This window comes from Staphylococcus condimenti, assembly GCF_001618885.1.
Classification (GTDB): domain Bacteria; phylum Bacillota; class Bacilli; order Staphylococcales; family Staphylococcaceae; genus Staphylococcus; species Staphylococcus condimenti.
Genome location: NZ_CP015114.1, coordinates 477,806 through 497,566, shown reverse-complemented (window position 1 = coordinate 497,566; position 19,761 = coordinate 477,806). Strand labels below are relative to the sequence as shown.

The following is a 19,761-nucleotide window of genomic DNA, read 5'->3' as shown; positions in this document are numbered from 1 at the left end:
CTTATAAAATCAGTTTTATATTTTTTGGACAATAAAATAAATAGAAAGGGAGTAATTGATTATGAATTCTTCTCAGCATGGTAATAATGGCAAGAAGCTATCACCGGTATTTATTTACGGATCGATTCTAGTATTAATCGTTGTTTTAGCCGGAGCTATCTTTCCTAGCCAGTTTGACAAAATTACAAATAGCGTCAAACTTTGGATTACCAATGATTTGGGTTGGTATTACTTAATTCTAACTACGATAATCGTATTCTTCTGTGTATTCTTGATTTTCAGCCCGATCGGTAAACTTAAACTAGGGAAACCGAATGACAAACCTGAATTCAACACTATTTCTTGGTTTGCAATGTTATTCAGCGCTGGAATGGGAATTGGATTAGTGTTCTACGGCGCAGCTGAACCTATGGGAGATTTTGCTGCACCACCGAATGCTAAGCCAGAAACAGCACAAGCTTATACGGAAGCATTACGTTCTTCTTTCTTCCATTGGGGCTTCCACGCTTGGGCAGTATATGGCGTAGTTGCTTTGGCACTCGCTTATGCTCAGTTTAGAAAAGGAGAAGCTGGCCTATTATCTAAAACTTTACGTCCGATTTTAGGAGATAAAGTAGATGGACCTATCGGCACAATCGTTGACGTATTAGCAGTATTCGCAACAGTTGTCGGTGTTGCTGTATCACTAGGTATGGGTGCACTGCAAATCAATGGTGGATTAAATTACTTATTTGGAATTCCAAACAATGTTTGGGTTCAAGGTGTAATTATTATTATCGTTACAATTCTCTTTATCGCTTCAGCTTGGTCTGGCCTAAGCAGAGGTATCCAATATTTGAGTAACCTTAATATTGGATTAGGGGCAATATTAATGATTATCGCTTTAATTGTCGGACCAACAGTTCTTATTTTGGATATGATGACAAGCTCAACAGGTAGCTTATTCAATTCATTCTTATTCAACAGTTTTGACACTGCGGCATTAAATCCCCAAAAACGTGAATGGATGTCATCATGGACGCTATACTATTGGGGCTGGTGGTTAAGTTGGAGTCCATTCGTGGGTGTATTTATTGCCCGTGTTTCTAAAGGACGTTCAATCAGAGAATTTATGTCAGGCGTATTGCTAGTACCAGCAATTGTCAGCTTTATTTGGTTCAGCGTGTTTGGTGTACTAGGAATTGAAACTGGTAAAAAACACCATGAATTATTCAAAATGGCGCCTGAAACTCAATTATTCGGTGTGTTCCATCACTTGCCAATGGGCTTTGTATTATCTATTGTAGCGCTATTGTTGATTGCTTCATTCTTTATTACATCAGCAGACTCAGCAACATTCGTTTTAGGTATGCAAACTTCATTCGGTTCGTTAGAACCATCATCTTATATCAAAGTTTCATGGGGTATTGCACAATCACTTATCGCTTTCATTCTGTTATTTTCTGGTGGAGATACAGGATTAAACTCATTACAAAGTGCTGCGATAATCAGTGCGTTGCCATTCTCCATTATCGTTATACTGATGATGATCAGCTTCTACAAAGATGCGAACCGAGAACGTAAATTCTTAGGCTTGACATTAATGCCTAATAAACATCGCTTAGAAGAATATGTAAAATATTCTCAACAAGATTATGAAGAAGATATTTTAGATAAACGTAAAGCGCGTCAACAATCAGAACAATCTCATTCATAATACTAGGTAATAATGAACTACCTCGCAAATTATGCGGGGTAGTTTTTTTATTGAAAATAGCAGGGTTAATTGAAAACAATTCTCAATCAATAAAAGATACTTATTACACGAGGTGTATATGATAAATAATACTTATACTTACTGATTAAAAAACAAAAACGATTTAGAAGCGTTTTCTACTGTTTAATAGTTGTAATCCCTTACTTATATCTATACAATTTAGATAAAGGCATAATATTGAATCAGGGGGGATTATACATGTCTTCTAACTTAAAAGAGCAAGCAAAGAAAACGTTTTCTCTTAATGACAAAACGTACACTTATTATGATTTGCAAGCATTAGAAGAACAAGGTTTAACAAACATCAACAAATTACCATACTCAATTCGAGTATTGTTAGAATCAGTTTTGCGTCAAGAAGACGGGTTTGTTATTACTGATGAGCATATCGAAGGGTTATCAAAATTCGGCAATGGCGGAGAAGGCGAAGTTCCATTCAAACCTTCACGCGTAATCTTACAAGACTTCACTGGTGTTCCAGCTGTAGTAGATTTAGCTTCATTACGTAAAGCGATGGATGATGTAGGTGGAGATATTAACAAAATCAACCCAGAAGTACCAGTTGATTTAGTTATTGACCACTCTGTACAAGTTGACAGCTATGCTAATCCTGATGCTTTACAACGTAACATGAAATTAGAATTTCATCGTAACTTTGAACGTTATCAATTCTTAAACTGGGCAACTAAAGCATTCGATAACTACAATGCAGTACCACCAGCAACTGGTATCGTTCACCAAGTAAACTTAGAATATTTAGCAAATGTTGTACATGCTAGAGACGTAGACGGCGAAACAGTAGCTTTCCCTGATACATTAGTAGGTACAGACTCACATACAACAATGATCAATGGTCTTGGCGTTCTTGGCTGGGGTGTTGGCGGTATCGAAGCTGAAGCAGGTATGCTTGGCCAACCTTCATATTTCCCAATTCCAGAAGTTATTGGTGTACGTTTAACAAATGCATTGCCTCAAGGCGCAACTGCAACTGACTTAGCGTTACGCGTAACTGAAGAATTACGTAAAAAAGGCGTTGTAGGTAAATTCGTTGAATTCTTTGGTCCAGGTGTACAACACTTACCATTAGCAGACCGTGCTACAATCGCTAACATGGCTCCTGAATACGGCGCTACATGTGGTTTCTTCCCAGTAGACGAAGAATCTCTTAAATATTTACGTTTAACAGGTCGTTCTGAAGAACAAATTGAACTTGTTGAAGAATATTTGAAACAAAACCATATGTTCTTTGATGTAACAAAAGAAGATCCATCATACACAGATGTTGTTGAATTAGACTTATCTACTGTTGAACCTTCTTTATCAGGCCCTAAACGTCCACAAGACTTGATTAAATTAGGCGACATGAAAGAATCATTCGAAAAATCTGTAACTGCACCAGCAGGTAACCAAGGCTTTGGTTATGATGAATCAGAATTCGATAAAAAAGCTAAAATTGAATTTGAAGATGGCAGAACTGCTGAAATGACTACTGGTGATATTGCAATTGCTGCGATTACATCATGTACAAACACATCTAACCCTTATGTAATGTTAGGTGCTGGTCTAGTAGCTAAAAATGCTGTTGAAAAAGGCTTGAAAGTTCCTGAGTTTGTTAAAACTTCATTAGCACCAGGTTCAAAAGTTGTAACAGGTTACTTAGCTGATTCTGGTTTACAAGAATATCTTGATGAACTAGGATTCAACTTAGTAGGTTATGGTTGTACAACTTGTATCGGTAACTCTGGTCCGCTTTTACCAGAAATCGAAAAAGCAATTTCAGGAGAAGACTTATTAGTAACTTCTGTATTATCAGGTAACCGTAACTTTGAAGGACGTATCCATCCATTAGTAAAAGGTAACTACTTAGCATCACCTCCATTAGTTGTGGCTTATGCTTTAGCAGGTACTGTTGATATCGACCTTCAAAATGATTCATTAGGTAAAGATAAAGACGGAAACGATGTTTACTTGAAAGATATCTGGCCTTCAATTAAAGAAGTAGCAGATGCAGTTGATAGTGCTGTTACACCTGAATTATTCCGTGAAGAATACTCAAATGTATACACTAACAACGAAATGTGGAATGAAATTGATGTAACTGATGAGCCATTATATGACTTTGATCCTAAATCAACTTACATTCAAAACCCAACATTCTTCCAAGGTTTATCTAAAGAACCTGGTACAATCGAACCATTGAAAAACTTACGTGTAATGGGTAAATTCGGTGATTCTGTAACAACTGACCATATTTCACCAGCCGGTGCAATTGGTAAAGATACTCCTGCAGGTCAATACTTGCAAGAAAACGATGTACCAATCAGAGAGTTCAACTCTTACGGTTCAAGACGTGGTAATCATGAAGTAATGGTTCGTGGTACATTCGCGAATATCCGTATTAAAAACCAATTAGCTCCTGGTACAGAAGGTGGCTTCACAACTTATTGGCCAACTGATGAAGTAATGCCGATTTATGACGCTGCAATGAAATACAAAGAAGACGGTACAGGCTTAGTTGTATTAGCAGGCAATGACTACGGTATGGGATCTTCACGTGACTGGGCAGCTAAAGGTACAAACCTTTTAGGTGTTAAAACAGTTATCGCGCAAAGTTACGAACGTATTCACCGTTCAAACTTAGTTATGATGGGTGTACTTCCATTACAATTCCTAGATGGCGAATCAGCTGACAGCCTAGGATTAGACGGCAGAGAAGAAATTTCTGTTGATATCGATGAAAATGTAAAACCTCATGACAAAGTTAAAGTAACAGCGAAAAAAGAATCAGGCGAAGTTGTTGAATTTGAAGCAATCGCTCGTTTCGACTCACTGGTTGAATTAGATTACTATCGTCATGGTGGTATCTTACAATTAGTATTACGTAAAAAATTACAAGACGCTTAAGTTAACCATTAACTTTAGACTTGAATAGATTGAGGCTGAGATAGTGTCCTTACTATCTTAGTCTCTTTTATTTGTGATATGATAATTTAGCAAATGAGTACAGAAAGCGTGGTAAAAACATGATTTATAGTATTACTGAAATTGAAGCAAGATACCAAGAAACCGATAAGATGGGCTTCATCTATCACGGTAATTATGCGACGTGGTTCGAAGTCGCACGTACCGATTACATTAGCAAGTTAGGTTTTAATTATGCGGATATGGAAAAACGCGGTATTATCTCACCTGTTACTGATTTAAATATTAAGTATATTAAACCTGTGACTTATCCAGAAAAAGTAAGAATCAAAACGTGGGTAGAACGTTATTCTCGCATTCGCTCGTTATATTGTTATGAAATTTATAATGAAAATGATGAAGTTACTACAAAAGGTTCTACAGAATTAATTTGTATGACAGAAGATACACGTACACCTATACGTTTAGATCGTCATTTTCCAGATTGGCATGAAACTTATCAAGAAGTTGAAAAAAGAAATAGAGCTGGAGAAAATTTCGAGGTTACAAACGGAATTGAATAGATAATAAAAACGCGCAGCTGATTTAACAACTGCGCGTTCAATCTAACTCTATATTTTATGACGCATGAGAAGCGTTATTGTGTACAAATTCTATTTCATCGCGATTATCTACATCAATAGTTAAATCTTCACCATCGAAATACCATAAGTCTTTTTCGGCAATAATGACATCTACTCCATTGAAATCTTGTTCAAATCCGATTTCTACGGCTTGATCTGATTTATTGTCAATGTTAAATGCTGGACTGAAACCTTGTTTTAATTGTTTCTCTCCACCATAACGTACAAAAAATTTGATAGCTTTATCTGATTGCGGCAACTCAAATTCATCTTTAAACCATTTCACTGCGTTATCTGTAAGTTTGAATTCCATGGTAAAAACTCCTCTCATTATTACCGGATATTTATAAATCAAAGTGAGTGATGATTTATATAATGCATTATAACCGTTTTGGTGTGTAATTTAACATGAAATCGCAAAATTTTTTAGAAAAATTTACTCAGAGTACAAATATTCTTCATAATTGATTTAAAATAATAAAAACCGGAACATTAAAATGCCCCAGTTTGTTTCATTTACATCCATTTAATTTTAGGTTCCTCACCTTTAAAGATACGTACGATATTGGAACGGTGTCTGACAATCAAGAGGATTGCTACAACCACACTTACGGCCAATAGGATGTAATCATGAATAATCAGTGATCCGATGACACAGCAAATAGCCGCAACAATACTTGATAAAGATACGTATTTTGTTAAATACAAAGTAAGGAAGAAAATTGCTGCTAATATTAATAATAATATTGGGGCAACTCCTAATACGACACCCGCACTTGTTGCAACGGCTTTACCACCATGAAATTTCAAGAAAATCGGGTAAACATGGCCTAAAATCGCAAAGACACCGACAATTAATCCATGTGTGAAAAACTCACTGATTGAACCTGTCGGATGTACTGGGAACCATAACGGGAAGAAAACCACAATAAAACCTTTAAATATATCTAAAAATGTTACGGCAAAACCTGCAGGTCGTCCTAACACACGAAAGCTGTTTGTGGCGCCTGTATTGCCGCTTCCAAATTGTCTGATGTCTTTCTTGAAGAAAATTTTACCGATGATAACTCCGCTCGGAAATGAACCTACAAGGTAGGCGAGCAAAAGCATAAGCACAATCATCATTTTGCATGACACATCCTTTGTTGATGATAACGTTATTTTACCATATCTGAGTTATAGTTTGAGAACCTATCAAAGAAATTTTTCTACACATTTTACAAATGATAGAATAAAACGTCAATATATGAAAAATACAAGATAGAAATTTGTATACACAAGAATATATTTTACACATAACTCAAATTGATACGTCATTAAAAATAATTTCTGGCTTGCAATTTGCCAGATTTTAAGTAAGAATGTTTAATGTAATGTTTTATAAACGAACGTATGTTTGTAGGAGGCGAAGAATCGATTGGCAACAAATAAACGACAAAATTATTCGGATGATTCAATTCAAGTTCTTGAAGGATTAGAAGCAGTCCGCAAAAGACCGGGGATGTATATTGGGTCAACCGATAAAAGAGGTTTACACCATTTAGTATATGAAATCGTTGATAATTCAGTCGATGAAGTATTGAATGGTTTCGGTAATGAGATTAAAGTAACTATCAATAAAGATGATAGTATTACAGTAGAAGATAACGGACGAGGTATGCCGACGGGTATTCATAAATCAGGAAAACCAACTGTTGAAGTTATCTTTACGATATTGCACGCCGGCGGTAAATTCGGCCAAGGCGGCTATAAAACTTCTGGTGGTTTGCATGGCGTTGGTGCTTCAGTAGTCAATGCATTAAGTGAATGGCTGGATGTAGAAATATATCGAGATGGATATATTTATGAACAAAAATTTAATAAAGGCGGATTGCCTGCAACAGGATTAGAAAAGAAAGGGAAAACACGTAAAAAAGGTACGAAAGTCACTTTCAAACCTGATCCTGAAATCTTCAAATCAACAACAGCCTTCAACTTCGATACATTAAGCGAACGTTTGCAAGAGTCTGCATTCCTTCTTAAAAATTTAAAAATTACTTTGACAGATTTACGTTCTGGTAAAGAGCGAGAAGAAATCTATCATTATGAAGAAGGTATCAAGGAATTTGTAAGTTACGTCAATGAAGGAAAAGAAGTTTTACATGATGTTTCTACATTTTCTGGAGAATCACATGGTATCGAAGTAGATGTTGCCTTCCAATACAATGACCAATACTCTGAAAGTATCTTGAGTTTTGTCAACAACGTACGTACCAAAGACGGCGGAACACATGAAGTCGGATTCAAAACAGCGATGACACGTGTCTTTAATGATTACGCTCGTCGAATTGGTGAATTGAAAGCAAAAGATAAAAACTTAGAAGGTAATGATATTCGTGAAGGTTTAACTGCAATTATTTCGGTACGTATTCCTGAAGAACTATTGCAATTCGAAGGACAAACAAAGTCGAAATTAGGAACTGCAGAAGCGCGTAGTGCTGTAGATTCTGTAATGGCAGAAAAGTTGCCTTATTATTTAGAAGAAAAAGGACAACTTTCAAAAGCGCTTGTAAAAAAAGCAGTAAAAGCACAACAAGTCCGTGAAGCTGCACGAAAAGCGCGTGAAGACGCTCGTACAGGCAAGAAAAATAAGCGTAAAGATACATTGTTATCGGGTAAATTAACGCCAGCTCAAAGTAAAAATACTGAGAAAAAAGAATTGTATCTTGTAGAGGGTGACTCTGCAGGCGGTTCAGCTAAATTAGGCCGTGACCGTAAATATCAAGCAATTCTGCCTTTACGCGGTAAAGTCATCAACACAGAAAAAGCACGTTTAGATGATATCTTTAAAAACGAAGAGATTAATACTATCATCCATACAATCGGTGCAGGGGTTGGTAACGAATTCAAAATTGAAGACAGTAACTATAACCGTGTCATTATTATGACAGATGCTGATACAGACGGTGCGCATATCCAAGTATTGTTGTTAACTTTCTTCTTCAAATATATGAAACCACTCGTACAAGCAGGACGTGTTTTCATCGCATTGCCGCCACTTTATAAATTAGAAAAAGGAAAAGGCAAATCTAAAAAAGTAGAATATGCTTGGACAGATGATGAATTAGAAAAATTACAGAAGAAACTTGGTAAAGGATTCAGCTTGCAGCGTTATAAAGGTTTAGGTGAAATGAACCCTGACCAATTATGGGAAACAACAATGAATCCCGAAACTAGAACGTTAATCAGAGTCCAAGTCGAAGATGAAGTGCGCTCATCCAAACGTGTAACGACACTGATGGGCGATAAAGTAGCTCCGAGACGTGAATGGATTGAACGCCATGTTGAATTCGGACTTCAAGAGGATCAAAGTATTTTGGAAAATGACGAAATCCAAATATTAGATCAAGATGAATACGGTGAGGAGGAAGAGAATTGAGCGAAATTATCCAAGACCTTTCGTTAGAAGATGTAATTGGTGACCGCTTCGGCAGATACAGTAAATATATCATCCAAGAACGTGCATTACCTGATGTACGTGACGGATTAAAACCTGTACAACGTCGTATTTTGTATGCGATGTACGACAGCGGTAACACTTACGATAAAAACTTCCGAAAAAGTGCCAAAACAGTCGGTGATGTTATCGGTCAGTACCACCCGCATGGTGATTCATCTGTTTATGATGCAATGGTACGTTTAAGTCAAGAATGGAAATTACGTCATGTCTTAATTGAGATGCATGGTAATAATGGTAGTATCGATAATGATCCACCTGCTGCGATGCGTTATACAGAAGCAAAATTAAGCCAGTTATCAGAAGAATTGCTGCGTGATATCAATAAAGACACAGTACCTTTTGTACCGAACTACGATGATACTACAACAGAACCTATGGTGCTCCCAGCAAGATTCCCGAACCTTTTAATCAATGGTTCTACAGGTATTTCAGCAGGGTATGCAACAGATATTCCGCCGCATAATTTAGGTGAAGTCATTCAAGCTACACTGAAGTATATTGATAATCCTGATATTTCAGTCAACCAATTAATGAAATATGTGAAGGGACCTGACTTCCCGACAGGCGGTATTATCCAAGGTGTAGACGGCATTAAGAAAGCCTACGAAACAGGAAAAGGCCGCATTGTTGTACGCTCTACTGTAGAAACAGAAACGTTAAGAAGTGGACGCCAAGAATTAATTGTCACTGAAATTCCATATGAAGTGAATAAAAGCGCCCTTGTGAAAAAAATCGATGAATTACGTGCTGATAAACGTGTGGATGGCATTATTGAAGTACGTGATGAAACAGATAGAACAGGTTTACGTATTGCGATTGAATTGAAGAAAGATGTAAATAGCGATGCCATCTTAAACTTCTTATATAAAAACACAGATTTACAAATCTCTTATAACTTCAACATGGTCGCAATTAGTGACGGCCGTCCTAAATTAATGGGAATCCGTGAAATTATCGACAGTTATTTAAATCACCAAATCGACGTTGTCACTAAACGTACACGCTATGATTTATTCCATGCTGAAAAACGCATGCATATTGTAGAAGGTTTGATGAAAGCTTTATCAGTATTAGATGAAGTCATCGCAATCATCCGCGGTTCTAAAAATAAAAAAGATGCAAAAGATAATTTAGTAGCTGAATTTGATTTTACAGAAGAACAAGCAGAAGCGATTGTGACTTTACAATTATATCGTCTAACAAATACTGACATTGTTGCGTTAGAAAAAGAACATGATGAATTAGAAGCTAAAATTAATGATTTACGTAATATTTTAGATAATCACGATGCTTTGTTAAATGTGATTAAAGACGAATTAAAAGAAATTCGTACACGTTTCAAAACAGATCGTTTGTCTCGTATTGAAGCGGAAATCGCTGAAATTAAAATTTCTAAAGAAGTCATTGTTCCAAGCGAAGAAACTATTTTAAGTTTATCTCGCGATGGATATATCAAACGTACGTCTGTACGTAGTTTCAATGCAAATCGTGTAGATGAAGTTGGCTTGAAAGAGGGCGATGCATTACTGCGTCACCTTGAAACCAATACACAGCATATTGCTTTAGTCTTTACGAATAAAGGGCGATACCTCTATCTTCCAGTGCATAAATTGCCAGATGTAAAATGGAAAGATTTAGGTCAGCACATTTCACAACTCGTGCCGATTGAAAATGATGAATATGTGCTTGATGTCTTCACAGAACCAGACTTTAAACAAAAAGCTGATTATATCATGGCGACGAAAAACGGCATGATTAAGAAAAGTGAACTTGAACTCTTTAAAACAACACGCTTTAATAAACCATTAATTGCGATGAAATTAAAAGACAATGATGAATTAATCAATGTGATGCGTATTGAAGCAGATCAACTGATTACGATTGTGACACATACAGGTATGTCACTTACTTATTCAACAGATGAATTATCTAGTACCGGTTTACGTGCAGCTGGTGTTAAATCTATCAACCTGAAAGACGATGATGTGGTAGAAATGACACAGCTCATTCAGCCGAACGACACGATATTGATGGCGACACAACGCGGTGCTGTTAAACGCATCGGATTTAAAGTTTTATCAGAAGCCAAACGAGCACAACGTGGTATCAAGCTTCTGAAAGAATTGAAGTCAAGACCACATCGTATTGTTGGTGCTGATGTTATCACAAACCCAGAAAGTATCTATACTATTTATTCAAATAAAGATAGTTTTTCTGGAAAAGTAAGCGATATACATCTTACTGAACAATATACGAATGGTTCATTTGTAGTGGATACAGATGAATTCGGTGAAGTGAATGCACTATCTGTTAGTGCGCTTGATACTTCAAAGGATGAATAATTAAATGAATTGCTGTTTGAATAGGTTACGACCTACTCAAACAGCTTTTTTAATAAGTGAAATTCTATACTTTTCAAAAAAATATAGTCAGGAATATTGTAAGATGATAAAATAGAAAATAGATTAACCAAATAACAAGCGGTAAACATTCTCTTGCAGAATTGAACCACTTGCTATTTTTTTGATTTAAAGGAAATAGAAATTTGAGTCTTATCGCAAGGCTTGAATTTCAAATTCAATGTGTAACGTTTTACATAAATTTAAAGAGAATATGAGGTTTTAACATTGAAAGACTTTGATAGTTTAATCCCTGGTTGGTTTAAAGCCTTTATCAGTGTTGGAAATGATTTAATTTGGTCACAATACTTGATCGGCTTATTGCTGACTGCGGGAATTTTCTTTACCATCAGTTCTAAATTTATCCAGTTCACATCATTTAGAGAAATGCTGCGTGCATTAGTTGAAAAACCCGAAACACTAGAAAACGGCGAGAAAGGTATTTCTCCTTTCCAAGCATTCGCAATCAGTGCGGGCTCTCGTGTAGGTACTGGTAATATTGCGGGTGTAGCAACTGCAATTGTGCTGGGTGGTCCGGGTGCAGTATTTTGGATGTGGATTATTGCTTCAATTGGTGCAGCAAGTGCCTTTGTAGAAGCAGTGTTAGCTCAAGTATATAAAGTGCCTGATAAAGACGGCGGATATCGAGGAGGACCTGCGTATTATATTACAAAAGGTCTTAATCAAAAATGGTTAGGTATTGTTTTTGCAGTCTTAATTACTGTAACGTTTGCTTTTGTATTTAATACAGTACAAGCTAATACGATTGCAGAATCATTGAATACACAATACCATATTAGTCCTGTAATTACAGGTATCATATTAGCAGTATTAACAGCAATTATTATCTTCGGCGGTGTGCGCAGTATCGCAACATTATCTTCTATTATTGTACCGATTATGGCAATTATCTATATCGGTGTGGTTCTCGTAATTTTAGCGATGAACTATGATCAAATCATCCCGATGCTTGCGACAATCTTCAAAAATGCATTCGGCGTTGAACAAGCAACAGGCGGTGCTGTCGGTGCAGCTGTATTACAAGGAATTAAACGTGGTTTATTCTCTAATGAAGCTGGTATGGGTTCGGCTCCGAACGCGGCTGCAACAGCAGCGGTTCCACACCCAGTTAAACAAGGTTTATTGCAATCTTTAGGTGTATTCTTCGATACAATTTTAGTATGTACAGCTACAGCGATTGTTATCTTGTTATATGGCGGTTTGAAATTCGGTGAAAGTGCACCTCAAGGTGTCGCTGTAACACAATCTGCATTAAATGAACATTTAGGCAGTGCAGGCGGTATTTTCTTATCAATCGCAATTACATTGTTTGCATTTTCATCTGTTATCGGCAACTATTACTATGGTCAATCTAATATTGAATTCTTATCATACAATAAGACAATATTATTTATATTCAGATGTTTAGTTGTAGTGCTTGTATTCTTCGGTGCTGTTATTAAAACTGAAACAGTATGGAGCACAGCAGATGTATTCATGGGCTTGATGGCTATTGTTAACTTAGTTGCAATCATCGGTTTATCGAATATTGCGCTTGCGGTTATGAAAGATTACTTCAGACAACGTAAAGAAGGTAAGAAACCAATTTTCAAACCAGAAAACTTAGATATTAATTTATTCGGTATTGAATGTTGGGGAGATCCATCAAAACAATTAACGCGTCGTAAATAAATATGACTCAGAACATCGAAGCTGCTTCGATGTTCTTTTTTTATAAAAACACTTCAAATTCTATCTCAAGTGGATAAAAGAATGTGGTAGAATGGACACTAATATTGAATAAGTATATTCTGTTTTAGAATAATGAGTACTATAATAATGATAAGAACGTAACAGAAAAGGTGGTTAGCATGAGCAACTACGTCATAGAGAAAGCACTTAATAATAACGTCATTATCTGTACAGACGACCGGCACCATGAAGTTGTTCTGATTGGTAAGGGTATCGGCTTTAATAAAAAGAAAGGGATGGAACTTTCTGATTCTGTAATGATTGATAAAGTTTATAAATTAGAACAAAAGAAAGATCAAGAACATTACAAAGCATTAGTTGAAATTGCTGATGATAAAGTCCTGCAAACGATTATTGAAGCAATGGATATCATTACAAATGCTGACCGAACTGTAGTAGATAAAGATTTGATGGTTGCACTAACGGATCATATTATTTTTGCGTATAAACGTATTAAACAGCAGCAGTTCATCAAAAATCCTTTCTTGATTGAAACGAAACAGCTCTACTCTGAATCCTATGAAATTGCTGTTAATGTGATTCAGCATTTAAATAAACTTTTAGATATTGAGTTTCCAGAAGATGAAATTGGTTTTATAGCATTGCATATTGCAAGCAGCAAAGATGATTTATCAATGCATGAAGTTCGTTTGACAAATGAGATTATTAATAAAAGTATTTTGATTATGGAACATGATTTGAAATATAAAATTGATACGAATTCAATTCAATACCAGCGCTTTATCCGTCATATCCAATTTTTAATCAGACGGCTGCAAAAAGGTGAAGTGATACAAGTTAATGACGAATTCGGAAACATGTTGAAAGCGCATTATCCGCTATGCTATAATATAGCTGTTAAAATCATTAAAATGATGCAGCAGCATCTGGATGTGGAAGTATATGAAGCGGAATTAATCTATTTAACACTGCATATCAATCACTTCACACAACAAAATGAAAAGAATACGAACGTGTAACTAATTCGATTAGGCATGAGTGATGAAGTTTGGAGCAATCCAACTTTCTTACTCATGCCTTTTTTGTTTGCTGTTGAATCTATTCTTGATATTTACAATTTCATATTTGGGAGGAAACTTTTATGTGGAAAAAGTTTTTCGGCCAGTTGCAACGTATTGGTAAAGCTTTAATGCTTCCGGTTGCAATCTTGCCAGCAGCAGGTTTACTGCTCGCATTAGGTAATGCATTTCAAGGCGATGCATTGCAAAGCCTTATGCCATTCATTAAAGCAGAAGGTTTTCAAAATGTCGCAAAAATGATGGAAGGTGCTGGCGGGATTATCTTTGATAACTTGGCCATTATCTTCGCACTTGGTGTTGCCATTGGTTTAGCGTCAGGTGATGGTGTTGCAGCGATTGCAGCGTTCGTCGGTTTTATCGTTTTAAATAAAACGATGGGAATGTTCTTAGGGGTTACACCTGAAAAAGCAGCAGATGCTGCAACAGGATTTGCCAACGTATTAGGTATACCTACACTTCAAACAGGTGTGTTCGGCGGTATCATTATCGGTGCGCTGGCCGCTTGGTGTTATAACAAGTTTTATAACATATCGTTACCGAGTTATTTAGGATTCTTTGCTGGTAAACGTTTTGTGCCGATTATGATGGCAACATGTTCGTTTATTTTAGCTTTCCCGATGGCGATTATTTGGCCGTCAATCCAAGGTGGATTAAACGTGTTCAGTGAAGGGTTATTAGCATCTAACACAGGTCTTGCCGTATTCTTATTCGGTTTCATCAAACGTTTATTGATTCCATTCGGATTGCATCATATTTTCCATGCACCATTCTGGTTTGAATTTGGATCATATAAAAATGCAGCAGGACAAATTATTCACGGTGACCAACGTATCTTTATCGAACAAATCCGTGATAATGTACCTTTAACAGCAGGTAAATTCATGCAAGGTGAATTCCCTGTGATGATGTTCGGTTTACCGGCAGCAGCTTTAGCGATTTATCAAACAGCTAAAAAAGAAAATAAAAAAGTGGTCGCAGGTTTAATGTTATCAGGTGCATTAACTTCATTCTTAACAGGGATTACTGAACCTTTAGAGTTCTCATTCTTGTTTGTAGCACCATTATTATTCTTTATTCATGCTGTGTTGGATGGTCTATCATTCTTAATTTTATACTTATTAGACCTTCATCTCGGTTATACGTTCTCAGGTGGATTCATCGACTTCTTCTTACTCGGAATATTGCCGAATAAAACACAGTGGTGGTTGGTTATCCCTGTAGGATTGGTTTATGCAGCGATTTACTATATTATCTTCCGCTTCCTTATCGTTAAGTTTAACTTCAAAACACCAGGTCGTGAAGATAAAGAAGTTAAATCTTCAAACGTAGCAGCGAGTGAATTGCCATTCAAAGTGTTGGATGCTATGGGTGGAAAACCTAACATTAAACACTTAGATGCTTGTATCACACGCTTACGTGTTGAAGTCAATGACAAAGCAAAAGTAGATGTTCAAGAATTAAAAGACTTAGGTGCATCAGGGGTACTTGAAGTAGGCAATAATATGCAAGCAATCTTCGGACCGAAATCTGATCAAATCAAACACGATATGCAGCAAATTATGGATGGTAAAATTACATCGCCAGAAGAGACAACTGTCACTGAGGAAGGCGATAAAGAAACAGCTGAAATCGCAGCAGCAGGCGGCGGTGTTGTATATGCACCGATTAAAGGTGAAGTTGTGGATATTGCAGAAGTACCAGATAAAGTTTTCTCTGAAAAAATGATGGGTGACGGTATCGCAATCAAACCTGAAACAGGAGAAGTCGTGGCACCGTTTGATGGCACAGTTAAAATGGTCTTCCCGACTAAACACGCTATTGGTTTAGAATCTAAAGATGGTATCGAATTATTGATTCACTTCGGTTTAGAAACAGTGAAATTAGAAGGTAAAGGCTTCGATATCTTAGTGAAAGAAAATGAAAATATTGTATTAGGTCAACCATTAATGAAAGTTGATTTAGATTACATCAAAGAGAATGCAGATAGTACAATTACGCCGATTGTTGTAACGAACTTAAATGGTCGTACGATGGAAGTATTGCAACATGGTGAAGTTAAACAAGGTGATAAAGTTATTTTAGTGAAATAACATCACTACTGCGATAAATGATAAAAGTATAAATTCTTTGCATGTGACAGATTTCAGACATGGACAATGAACCTAGTGAAGCTGGTTTTGTTCATGTCTTTTTTAGAATTTACAACTTAGGAGGAAACAATGAAAAATCTGTTAAAAAGGTTTTTCGGTCAGTTACAACGAATTGGTAAAGCATTGATGCTGCCAGTTGCGATTTTACCGGCTGCTGGTATTTTATTAGCATTTGGTAACGCGATGCACAACGAACAAATCTTGCACTTTGCGCCATGGATGGAAAATCATTATATTCAATTAATCAGTCAGATTATGGAATCTTCAGGACAAGTTATTTTTGACAACTTGCCATTGTTGTTTGCGATGGGTACTGCACTCGGATTAGCAGGCGGAGATGGTGTAGCAGGGATTGCAGCTTTAGTCGGATACTTGATTATGAGTGCGACGATGGGAAAAATTGCAGGTATTACGATTGATGATATTTTCAGTTACGCAGATGGTGCGAAAACACTGGGGCAATCTGCTAAAGATCCAGCGCATGCTTTGGTTTTAGGTATACCGACATTACAAACAGGTGTATTCGGAGGTATTATTATCGGGGCACTTGCAGCATGGTGTTATAACAAGTTCTATAATATCCAGCTCCCTCAATTCTTAGGCTTCTTTGCAGGTAAACGTTTTGTGCCGATTATTACATCTCTTGTAGCAATCGTGACAGGGATTGTATTAAGTTTTGTTTGGCCGCCTGTACAAGATGGTTTAAACAACTTATCTAATTTCTTATTAGGTAAAAACTTAGCATTAACGACTTTTATTTTCGGTATTATTGAACGTTCTTTAATTCCGTTCGGTCTGCATCATATTTTCTATGCGCCATTTTGGTTTGAATTTGGACATTATGTTAATGAAGCGGGCAACTTAGTACGTGGTGACCAACGTATATGGATGGCGCAATATCAAGATGGTGTTCCATTTACATCTGGTGCATTTACAACAGGTAAATATCCATTTATGATGTTCGGTTTGCCGGCAGCAGCATTTGCGATTTATCGTCAAGCCAAACCAGAACGCCGTAAAGTAGTCGGTGGGTTAATGTTATCTGCTGCTTTAACATCATTTTTAACGGGTATTACTGAACCTTTAGAATTCTCATTCTTATTTGTCGCACCGATTCTTTATGTGGCACATGTTATTTTAGCAGGTACTTCATTCTTGATTATGCACTTGCTGCATGTTCAAATCGGTATGACATTCTCAGGCGGATTTATCGACTACATTCTATATGGTTTATTATCATGGGATCGCTCAAATGCATTATTAGTTATTCCAGTAGGTATCGTGTATGCTGTAATTTACTACTTCTTATTCACATTCTTAATTAAAAAATTAAACTTGAAAACACCAGGTCGTGAAGATAAAGAAGTTGAAAGTAAAGATGTTTCTGTTAGTGAGTTACCGTTTGAAGTATTAGAAGCAATGGGCAATAAAGAAAATATTAAACATCTAGATGCTTGTATTACGCGTTTACGTGTAGAAGTCAGAGACAAAGAATTAGTAGATGTAGAAAAATTAAAACAACTTGGTGAATCAGGTGTGCTTGAAGTCGGTAATAATATGCAAGCGATTTTCGGACCGAAATCTGATCAAATCAAACATGATATGCAGCAGATTATGGATGGCAAGATTACTTCTCCAGCTGAAATAACTGTTACAGAAGATGGAGATGTCGAAACAGCTGAAATTGTAGCTGAAGGCGGCGCATTGATTTACGCACCGATTACAGGTGAAGCGGTTGATTTAAGTGAAGTGCCAGATAAAGTCTTTTCTGCAAAAATGATGGGTGACGGTATCGCAATCAAACCTGAAACAGGAGAAGTTGTTGCACCGTTTGATGGTACAGTTAAAATGATCTTCCCGACTAAACATGCTATCGGTTTAGAATCTAAAGATGGCATTGAACTTCTGATTCACTTCGGTTTAGAAACGGTTAAATTAGAAGGAGAAGGTTTTGAAATCTTAGTGAAAGAAAATGAAAATATCATCTTAGGTCAGCCATTGATGAGAGTAGATTTAGATTACATCAAAGAACATGCAGATGATACAATCACTCCGATTATTATTACAAATGCAGGCAGCGCAAATATCGAAGTCTTGCATACAGGAAAAGTAGAACAAGGTGAAAAGTTAATTTTGATCAATAATTAACATACTGTGAATTGAAAGGGCAATCTGATACAGGTTGCTCTTTTTTGTATTTAGCAGACGACGTATAATCAACACTTTTAAAAAATTGTTCGGTTTCTTTTAGAATAGGCGTGGTAATATATATAGGTAAAACAAGCATTTTAGCATTAAAAGTTTCTTTTTTTACAAAGAAGCGATAGAATATGTTTAATTAAGCACAAGGAATGGTGAATTATATGGCAAATAACGATAAGCCACAGCGTTTCTCATTGAGTGAAACACGTTTTATGAAATTTATCGGAGGCAAGAATTTGTTATTTGGCTTAGTCATGTTGATACTTATCGGTATTACGATTTTTATTTTTGATAAAGTCTCATACATATTCCAGCCTTTTGTGATTATTTTTAATACCATAGCGGCACCTGTTATTCTAGGACTCATTCTCTTTTATTTATTTAATCCGATTATTAATCTTATGGAACGTTATCGTATACCAAGATTATGGGGAATTATTATTTTATACTGTGTCGCAGCAGCAGTCATTGCATTGATTGTTAACTTATTAATTCCTATTATCGGCGGTCAAATTAAAACTTTCAGTCATCATATGCCGCGATATGTTGATAAATTCAATGATATTGTTGATCAGGTGACGAGCATGTCGAAAGGTACAGGATTATCCAACTTTTACGGTCAGATTCAAGATCAATTAGATAAGTTTGCTAGAAAAGTACCAGGGATGGTTTCAGATTATTTTGATGGATTCGGAACAAAAGTGATGTCGTTTGCTGAAGCGGTTGTTAATGTCGGAGTAGTTTTGGTTACAACACCATTTGTACTCTTTTTCTTCTTAAAAGACGGTCATCACTTTAAAGAAACAGCAATTAAAATCGTACCGCCGAAATTCCGTCAAGATTTTCATGAAGTGATTGAAAGCATGAGCTTGCAAGTAGGTTCATACATTCAAGGACAAATGTTTGTATCATTATGTATCGGTATTCTGCTGTTTATCGGATATTCGATTATCGGATTAGATTACAGTTTAGTGCTTGCATGTATCGCAGCAGTAACAAGTGTAGTGCCTTATTTAGGTCCTACCATTGCAATTTCACCTGCGATTGTCATTGCATTGATTACTTCACCGATTATGTTATTAAAATTAGTAGTTGTATGGACATTAGTTCAATTCTTTGAAGGTCACTTCATTTCACCTAACGTAATGGGTAAAACTTTAAAAGTCCATCCATTAACAATTATTTTCGTGCTTTTATGTGCCGGAAATCTATTAGGTGTTGTCGGTGTAATTCTAGCAATACCAGGTTATGCTGTCTTAAAAGTGTTAGTGATGCATCTCTTTGATATCTTCAAACGTCGCTATAACCGTTATTACGGTCAGGATTCGGAACCTTATGAAGTATCAAGCGAAGAGTGGAAAGATAATCCTAACAACGAAGTACGTTAATACAGGAAATCAAACAGGCAATGACACTTT

Annotated in this window: 12 protein-coding genes; 10 read left to right on the top strand and 2 right to left on the bottom strand. The window is 36.3% G+C overall.

Going from position 1 to position 19,761, the window contains the following annotated elements:
- Positions 1–61: 61 nt before the first annotated feature.
- The 3 genes from A4G25_RS02520 (at position 62) to menI (ending at position 5,241) form a co-directional block, all read left to right on the top strand.
- Positions 62–1,696, top strand: a complete 1,635-nt coding sequence (locus tag A4G25_RS02520) for a BCCT family transporter (RefSeq protein WP_047131158.1) — start codon at positions 62–64, stop codon at positions 1,694–1,696.
- Between the two features lie 258 nt (positions 1,697–1,954).
- On the top strand, positions 1,955–4,660 hold the full coding sequence (gene acnA / locus A4G25_RS02515) for an aconitate hydratase AcnA (RefSeq protein ID WP_047131157.1): 2,706 nt from the start codon (positions 1,955–1,957) through the stop codon (positions 4,658–4,660).
- Between the two features lie 119 nt (positions 4,661–4,779).
- Positions 4,780–5,241 carry a 1,4-dihydroxy-2-naphthoyl-CoA hydrolase MenI gene (gene menI, locus A4G25_RS02510; protein WP_015900241.1) on the top strand — a complete coding sequence of 154 codons (462 nt, stop codon included), beginning with the start codon at positions 4,780–4,782 and terminating at the stop codon, positions 5,239–5,241.
- Between the two features lie 55 nt (positions 5,242–5,296).
- Here menI and A4G25_RS02505 read toward each other — a convergent pair whose 3' ends face one another.
- Together A4G25_RS02505 and plsY are read right to left on the bottom strand one after the other, a co-directional pair.
- A complete protein-coding gene (locus A4G25_RS02505) occupies positions 5,297–5,614 on the bottom strand; it encodes a HesB/YadR/YfhF family protein (RefSeq protein ID WP_047131156.1) in 318 nt (105 codons plus the stop codon).
- A gap of 203 nt (positions 5,615–5,817) precedes the next feature.
- Positions 5,818–6,426, bottom strand: coding sequence for a glycerol-3-phosphate 1-O-acyltransferase PlsY (gene plsY, locus A4G25_RS02500; protein WP_047131155.1), 609 nt, complete (start codon positions 6,424–6,426; stop codon positions 5,818–5,820).
- A gap of 292 nt (positions 6,427–6,718) precedes the next feature.
- Here plsY and parE point away from each other — a divergent pair, with 292 nt between their 5' ends.
- From parE to A4G25_RS02465, 7 genes are all read left to right on the top strand, one after another.
- Entirely contained in the window at positions 6,719–8,719 is a 2,001-nt protein-coding gene (gene parE, locus A4G25_RS02495; protein WP_047131154.1) for a DNA topoisomerase IV subunit B, read from the top strand.
- Entirely contained in the window at positions 8,716–11,142 is a 2,427-nt protein-coding gene (gene parC, locus A4G25_RS02490) for a DNA topoisomerase IV subunit A (RefSeq protein WP_047131153.1), read from the top strand. The genes parE and parC overlap by 4 nt, the downstream gene beginning before the upstream one ends.
- 285 nt (positions 11,143–11,427) lie before the next feature.
- Positions 11,428–12,891 (top strand): glutamine transporter AlsT, encoded by a 1,464-nt coding sequence (gene alsT / locus A4G25_RS02485; RefSeq protein ID WP_047131152.1) that lies wholly within the window; start codon positions 11,428–11,430, stop codon positions 12,889–12,891.
- 179 nt (positions 12,892–13,070) lie between these two features.
- Positions 13,071–13,931, top strand: a complete 861-nt coding sequence (gene glcT / locus A4G25_RS02480; protein WP_047131151.1) for a glucose PTS transporter transcription antiterminator GlcT — start codon at positions 13,071–13,073, stop codon at positions 13,929–13,931.
- A gap of 122 nt (positions 13,932–14,053) precedes the next feature.
- Complete coding sequence (gene ptsG, locus A4G25_RS02475) at positions 14,054–16,081, top strand: glucose-specific PTS transporter subunit IIBC (protein ID WP_047131150.1); 2,028 nt, start codon at positions 14,054–14,056, stop codon at positions 16,079–16,081.
- A gap of 138 nt (positions 16,082–16,219) precedes the next feature.
- A complete protein-coding gene (gene ptsG, locus A4G25_RS02470; protein WP_167542110.1) occupies positions 16,220–18,289 on the top strand; it encodes a glucose-specific PTS transporter subunit IIBC in 2,070 nt (689 codons plus the stop codon).
- Between the two features lie 215 nt (positions 18,290–18,504).
- Positions 18,505–19,731: an AI-2E family transporter gene (locus A4G25_RS02465; RefSeq protein WP_047131148.1), complete on the top strand. Its 1,227-nt coding sequence runs from the start codon at positions 18,505–18,507 to the stop codon at positions 19,729–19,731.
- Positions 19,732–19,761: the final 30 nt, after the last annotated feature.

What these genes read in the sequence shown, in the direction of transcription:
- ptsG (WP_047131150.1), top strand. Translation starts at nt 14,054, where the DNA reads ATGTGGAAAAAGTTTTTCGGCCAGTTGCAACGTATTGGTAAAGCTTTA.
- plsY (WP_047131155.1), bottom strand. Translation starts at nt 6,426, where the DNA reads ATGATGATTGTGCTTATGCTTTTGCTCGCCTACCTTGTAGGTTCATTT.
- acnA (WP_047131157.1), top strand. Translation starts at nt 1,955, where the DNA reads ATGTCTTCTAACTTAAAAGAGCAAGCAAAGAAAACGTTTTCTCTTAAT.
- A4G25_RS02465 (WP_047131148.1), top strand. Translation starts at nt 18,505, where the DNA reads ATGGCAAATAACGATAAGCCACAGCGTTTCTCATTGAGTGAAACACGT.
- A4G25_RS02505 (WP_047131156.1), bottom strand. Translation starts at nt 5,614, where the DNA reads ATGGAATTCAAACTTACAGATAACGCAGTGAAATGGTTTAAAGATGAA.
- glcT (WP_047131151.1), top strand. Translation starts at nt 13,071, where the DNA reads ATGAGCAACTACGTCATAGAGAAAGCACTTAATAATAACGTCATTATC.
- A4G25_RS02520 (WP_047131158.1), top strand. Translation starts at nt 62, where the DNA reads ATGAATTCTTCTCAGCATGGTAATAATGGCAAGAAGCTATCACCGGTA.
- menI (WP_015900241.1), top strand. Translation starts at nt 4,780, where the DNA reads ATGATTTATAGTATTACTGAAATTGAAGCAAGATACCAAGAAACCGAT.